Genomic DNA, 6,347 nt, shown 5'->3' on the forward strand with positions numbered 1-6,347 from the left:
GCTCTGCTGGCACAGCAGGGCGGGCAGCGGCTCGACCGCCGACTCGTTCTGCACCACGATCCCCGTGGTGTCCGGGCGCTCGTCGAAGATCCGGGCCAGGGTGAGGGCCGGCGCGGCGTACCCGCCCTCGCAGGGCCGGTGCAGCAGGCGCGGGCCCGTCTCCCGGGCGCGGGATCGGAGTCCGTCGAGGGGTGCACTCGGCGAAACCGGTGTGCCGCTCGTAGACGGCCGGGGCCCCGCCGATGACGGCGACGTCTCGGTGCCCCAGGCCCGCCAGATGCTCGACGCACAGCGCGCCCGTCGTGAAGTCGAGGTCGAGGCAGGTCAGGTCCGTGGTGTCGGCGGGCAGTCCGACGGGGACGGCCGGCTGGTCGGTGCCCAGCAGCAGGCCGGAGCCGCTGGTCCTCCAGCCCCACGTCCATCAGGATCATCCCGTCGGCGAGCCCGCTGCCGGTGACCCGGCGTACCGCGTCGGTACGCTCCTCGCCGGTGAGCAGCAGGGCGTCGTACCCGTGTGTGCGGGCCGTGGTGGCCGCCGCGATGATGTGCGACCGGCTGCCGGTCAGGGCGCGGGCGCCCGCGTTCGGGTGGTGGCCCAGCTCCCGGATGCTCTGCTCGACCCGCTGCCGGGTGGTGGCGGAGACGGACCGCTTTGCGCTGAGCACATAGCTCACCGTGTTCGCCGAGACTCCGGCGTGCCGGGCGACCTCGGCGAGGGGGGCCATCCAGCCCGCCAAGCTGTGCGAAGCGCTTCGACAGTGCGCCCGGTCCACAAGGACGGGTGCGGATGGTTCGAAAGTAGCTCCCGAGCGAGTTGGTATGCATGGGATGTCGCTTCGACAAAGCTTCCCTGACTTGCGTGCCGCCGTCCGCCGTCGCACCCGGGCCGCCCGTCACAATCGGCCGAACGGCCGCGCCAGGACTGGTGAGGTCGGCCCGTTTCGGGTACCAACGATCCAGTAGCACCGGTCGGTAACGAACGGCCCTCATCATCCCTCTTCGCGGCGAGGTGAGCCTCATGTCCGCCCCCACCACCAAACCCACGGTCACCGAGCGCGAGGCCCGTCAGGTGGCCGAGGCCGCCCGGGAACGGGACTGGCGCAAGCCCAGCTTCGCCAAGGAACTGTTCCTCGGCCGCTTCCGGCTCGACCTGATCCATCCCCATCCGCTGCCCGCCGACGAGGACGTGCAGCGTGGCGAGGAGTTCCTCGCCAAACTGCGCGACTTCTGCGAGACGAAGATCGACTCGGCCCTCATCGAGCGTGAGGCGCAGATCCCCGACGCCGTCATCGACGGGCTCAAGGAACTCGGCGCCTTCGGCATGAAGATCGACACCAAGTACGGCGGTCTCGGCCTCACCCAGGTGTACTACAACAAGGCCCTGGCCCTGGTCGGCTCCGCGAGCCCGGCGATCGGCGCCCTGCTGTCCGCCCATCAGTCGATCGGCGTACCGCAGCCGCTGAAGATGTTCGGCACCCAGGAGCAGAAGGACACCTTCCTGCCACGCTGTGCCCGCACCGACATCTCGGCGTTCCTGCTCACCGAGCCCGACGTCGGCTCCGACCCCGCGCGCCTGGCCACCACGGCGGTGCCGGAGGGTGACCAGTACGTTCTCGACGGGGTGAAGCTGTGGACCACCAACGGGGTGGTCGCCGACCTCCTCGTCGTCATGGCGCGCGTGCCGAAGTCGGAGGGGCACAAGGGCGGCATCACGGCGTTCGTGGTGGAGGCCGCCTCCGAAGGCGTCACCGTCGAGAACCGCAACGCCTTCATGGGGCTGCGCGGCATCGAGAACGGCGTCACCCGCTTCCACCGGGTGCGCGTTCCGGCCGCGAACCGGATCGGTCCCGAGGGTGCGGGCCTGAAGATCGCCCTCACCACCCTCAACACGGGCCGGCTCTCGCTGCCCGCGATGTGCGTCGGCGCCGGCAAGTGGTGTCTGAAGATCGCCCGCGAGTGGTCGGCCGTCCGGGAGCAGTGGGGCAAGCCGGTCGCGCTGCACGAGGCGGTCGGGTCGAAGATCAGCTTCATCGCGGCGACCACGTTCGCGCTGGAGGCGGTCCTGGAACTCTCCTCCCAGATGGCCGACGAGGACCGCAACGACATCCGCATCGAAGCCGCCCTCGCCAAGCTGTACGGCTCCGAGATGGCCTGGCTGATGGCCGACGAACTGGTCCAGATCCGCGGCGGACGCGGCTTCGAGACGGCGGCGTCCCTCGAGGCGCGCGGCGAACGCGCCGTCCCCGCCGAGCAGATGCTGCGCGACCTGCGCATCAACCGCATCTTCGAGGGCTCGACGGAGATCATGCATCTGCTCATCGCCCGCGAGGCCGTCGACGCGCACCTCTCGGTCGCCGGTGACCTGATCGACCCCGACAAGTCCTTGCAGGACAAGGCGAAGGCCGGCGCGAACGCGGGTGTGTTCTACGCCAAGTGGCTGCCGAAGCTGGTCGCGGGCCCCGGGCAACTGCCCTCTGCCTACGGCGAGTTCAAGAACGGCGTGGACCTGTCCGGGCACCTGCGCTACATCGAGCGGCACGCCCGCAAACTGGCCCGCTCCACCTTCTACGCCATGTCCCGCTGGCAGGGCCGGATGGAGACCAAGCAGGGCTTCCTGGGCCGGATCGTGGACATCGGGGCGGAACTGTTCGCGATGAGCGCGGCCTGCGTACGGGCCGAGCTGCTGCGCCGACAGGGCGAGAACGGCCGCGCGGCCTACCAACTCGCCGACGCGTTCTGCCGCCAGGCCCGCATCCGGGTCGACGAACTCTTCGCCCGCCTGTGGACCAACACCGACGGCATCGACCGCAAGGTGGTCAAGGGCGTCCTGGGCGGCGCGTACGAATGGCTGGAGCAGGGCATCGTCGACCCGTCGGGCGAGGGCCCGTGGATCGCGGACGCAACCCCTGGCCGGAGCACACATCCCAACGTCCACCGTCCGATCAGGTAACCGGTACCGGTCGCCCCACGTACCGGTCGGAGGCGCCCCGCACACGCGTCCCGGGACCTCGGGCTCGTGCCTGGGTCCCCGGGGTGCGGCCGTGCGGGGAACGGGCAGGGCCGGTGCCCAGGACGGGCGGCGGAACCGTGACGACGCGCCCGGGTGCCGGCACGCTTCCGCCGAGCGGGCCGGCACTGGGTCATGCCCAGGGCCAGAGCGCCACGCGCACAGCGGAACCGTGCCGACCGCATCCGGGCCCGAGCTTGTGATTCAACGGGCACCGTCCGATCGCCCAGCCGGCCGGCACTCAATGCCCCGGTCCGGGCATCAGGCATGCTCCCTCGGCCCCGGATGCCGGCCCCGTCCCCCCGGGCCGGGCAAAGTCAGGCGTCCCGGGCCCGGGTCACCGAACGGCGTCCCGCCCAGGCCCTCCACGACACCCTCCCGAGGGACGCGCTGTCCTCCCCGGGAGCGGTTGCGGCAACAATGGGGGGATGACCGACAGTCCCGCCAGTCCGGCCCCCCTCGCCGACCCGCACCTCGTCCACGACCCCGTCGCGGGCGACGGACCGAAGGACGTGGTGATCCTCGGTTCCACCGGGTCCATCGGAACCCAGGCCATCGACCTCGTGCTGCGCAACCCCGACCGCTTCCGGGTCACCGCCCTGTCCGCCAACGGAGGCCGGGTCGCCCTCCTCGCCGAGCAGGCCTACCGGCTGCGCGTGCACAGGGTCGCGGTCGCCCGCGAGGACGCCGTACCGGCACTGCGCGAGGCCCTTGCCGCGCAGTACGGCGCGGGCGAGCCGCTGCCCGAGATCCTCGCCGGACCCGACGCGGCCACCCAGGTCGCCGCCTCCGACCCCGCGGAGTGCCACACCGTCCTGAACGGCATCACCGGCTCCATCGGCCTCGCCCCCACCCTTGCCGCCCTGGAGGCGGGCCACACGCTCGCGCTCGCCAACAAGGAGTCACTCATCGTCGGCGGCCCGCTGGTCAAGGCGCTCGCCAAACCGGGTCAGATCATCCCCGTCGACTCCGAGCACGCCGCCCTGTTCCAGGCGCTCGCGGCCGGCACGCGCGCGGATGTGCGGAAGCTGGTGGTGACCGCCTCCGGCGGGCCCTTCCGCGGGCGTACGAAGGCCGAGCTGGCGGACGTCACCGTCGAGGACGCCCTCGCCCACCCCACCTGGGCCATGGGCCCGGTGATCACGATCAATTCCGCGACCCTCGTCAACAAGGGCCTGGAGGTCATCGAGGCGCACCTCCTCTACGACATTCCCTTCGATCGCATCGAGGTGGTCGTCCACCCGCAGTCGTATGTCCACTCGATGGTTGAGTTCACGGACGGATCCACGCTCGCCCAGGCGACGCCCCCCGACATGCGCGGGCCGATCGCCATCGGTCTCGGCTGGCCCGAACGGGTCCCGGACGCGGCGCCCGCCTTCGACTGGAGCAAGGCGTCGACCTGGGAGTTCTTCCCGCTGGACAACGAGGCCTTCCCGTCGGTCGCTCTCGCCCGGCACGTCGGTGAGCTCGCGGGCACCGCCCCCGCGGTGTTCAATGCCGCCAACGAGGAGTGCGTCGAGGCGTTCCGGAGCGGTGCCCTGCCCTTCACCGGGATCATGGAGACCGTCACACGGGTGGTCGAGGAGCACGGGATGCCGCGCACGGGAACCTCGCTGACCGTGTCGGACGTCCTCGAAGCGGAGACCTGGGCGCGCGCCCGGGCCCGGGAAGTGACAGCGCACACGGCGACCGCGGAGGCGCGTGCATGACAGCCTTGATGATGATCCTCGGCATAGTCGTCTTCGTGGTCGGCCTGCTGGTCTCGATCGCCTGGCACGAGCTGGGGCATCTGTCCACCGCCAAGCTTTTCGGCATCCGCGTGCCCCAGTACATGGTCGGCTTCGGCCCGACCATCTGGTCGCGGAAGAAGGGTGATACGGAGTACGGGATCAAGGCGATCCCGGCCGGTGGCTACATCCGCATGATCGGCATGTTCCCGCCGGGCGAGGACGGGCGCATCACCGCGCGTTCCACCTCGCCCTGGCGCAGCATGATCGAGGACGCCCGCTCGGCCGCCTTCGAGGAGCTCAAGCCCGGCGACGAGACCCGCCTCTTCTACACGCGCAAGCCCTGGAAGCGGGTCATCGTGATGTTCGCGGGCCCGTTCATGAACCTCATCCTGGCGGTGGGCCTCTTCCTCACGGTCCTGATGGGCTTCGGCATCACGCAGCAGACGACCACGGTCAGCTCGGTGTCGAAGTGCGTCATCTCCCAGAGCGAGAACCGCGACACCTGCAAGGGGACCGACCCGGCGGCCCCGGCCGCGGCGGCGGGCCTCAAGGCGGGCGACAAGATCGTCTCCTTCGACGGGACGAAGACCACCAGCTGGAACCAGCTCTCCGACCTGATCCGCGCCACCCCCGGCAAGGACGTGCCGATCGTGGTCGACCGCAAGGGCCAGGAGGTGACCCTCCACGCGACGATCGCCACCAACAAGGTCGCCAAGAAGGGCTCCAGCGGCCAGATCGTCCAGGGCGAGTACGTCAGCGCGGGCTTCCTCGGGTTCAGCGCCGCCACCGGCGTCGTACGGCAGGACCTCGGCGACTCGGTGACCTGGATGGGCGACCGGCTCGGCGAGGCGGTCGACTCCATCGCGAGCCTGCCCGCCAAGATCCCGGCCCTGTGGAACGCGGCCTTCGACGGCGCCCCCCGCCAGCCCGACTCGCCCATGGGCGTCGTCGGAGCGGCCCGTGTCGGCGGTGAGATCTTCACCCTCGACATCCCGCCGACCCAGCAGCTGGCCATGGCCCTGATGCTGGTCGCCGGCTTCAACCTCTCCCTGTTCCTCTTCAACATGCTCCCGCTGCTCCCGCTCGACGGCGGACACATCGCGGGCGCGTTGTGGGAGTCGCTGCGCCGTCAGCTGGCGAAGGTGCTGCGCCGCCCCGACCCCGGCCCGTTCGACGTCGCGAAGCTGATGCCGGTCGCCTACGTGGTGGCGGGGGTCTTCATCTGCTTCACGGTCCTCGTACTGATCGCGGACGTGGTCAACCCCGTGAAAATCTCCTAGCCACGTGCTGTTCACGGCGGCCCGGGACACCGTGTCCCGGGCCGTCTTCCATCGAGTGGGTTTGAGGGTGGGAGGTGATCGCGCCCCCGCCCGTGCCGTAATCTCGAAGCCTGGAGCCCGCCGTTTCCGGGACCGGACCTTGATCCACGACTTGGGGTTGCACAGCAGATGACTGCGATTTCTCTCGGCATGCCGTCCGTTCCGACCAAGCTCGCCGAGCGCCGCAAGAGCCGGCAGATCCAGGTCGGCTCCGTGGCGGTCGGCGGGGACGCGCCGGTGTCGGTCCAGTCGATGACCACGACCCGTACGTCCGACATCGGGGCCACGCTG

Annotated in this window: 4 protein-coding genes and 1 pseudogene; 4 read left to right on the plus strand and 1 reads right to left on the minus strand. The window is 70.6% G+C overall.

The window, feature by feature from the left end; genetic code table 11:
* Positions 1-3: 3 nt before the first annotated feature.
* Positions 4-725 (minus strand): annotated as a pseudogene (locus tag IEZ19_RS35080) (LacI family DNA-binding transcriptional regulator); the annotation flags it as partial.
* Between the two features lie 293 nt (positions 726-1,018).
* Here IEZ19_RS35080 and IEZ19_RS35085 point away from each other — a divergent pair.
* The 4 genes from IEZ19_RS35085 to IEZ19_RS35100 all read left to right on the plus strand — a co-directional run.
* Positions 1,019-2,950 carry an acyl-CoA dehydrogenase family protein gene (locus tag IEZ19_RS35085; protein WP_189315425.1) on the plus strand — a complete coding sequence of 644 codons (1,932 nt, stop codon included), beginning with the start codon at positions 1,019-1,021 and terminating at the stop codon, positions 2,948-2,950.
* A gap of 485 nt (positions 2,951-3,435) precedes the next feature.
* Positions 3,436-4,716, plus strand: a complete 1,281-nt coding sequence (gene dxr, locus IEZ19_RS35090; RefSeq protein ID WP_189315426.1) for a 1-deoxy-D-xylulose-5-phosphate reductoisomerase — start codon at positions 3,436-3,438, stop codon at positions 4,714-4,716.
* Entirely contained in the window at positions 4,713-6,017 is a 1,305-nt protein-coding gene (locus tag IEZ19_RS35095; RefSeq protein WP_506005007.1) for a M50 family metallopeptidase, read from the plus strand. The genes dxr and IEZ19_RS35095 overlap by 4 nt, the downstream gene beginning before the upstream one ends.
* A gap of 168 nt (positions 6,018-6,185) precedes the next feature.
* Positions 6,186-6,347 (plus strand): flavodoxin-dependent (E)-4-hydroxy-3-methylbut-2-enyl-diphosphate synthase (locus IEZ19_RS35100; RefSeq protein WP_351004190.1); only part of this gene is annotated, 162 nt, incomplete at its 3' end.

Source organism: Streptomyces brasiliensis (assembly GCF_014647875.1).
GTDB classification, from domain to species: domain Bacteria; phylum Actinomycetota; class Actinomycetes; order Streptomycetales; family Streptomycetaceae; genus Streptomyces; species Streptomyces brasiliensis.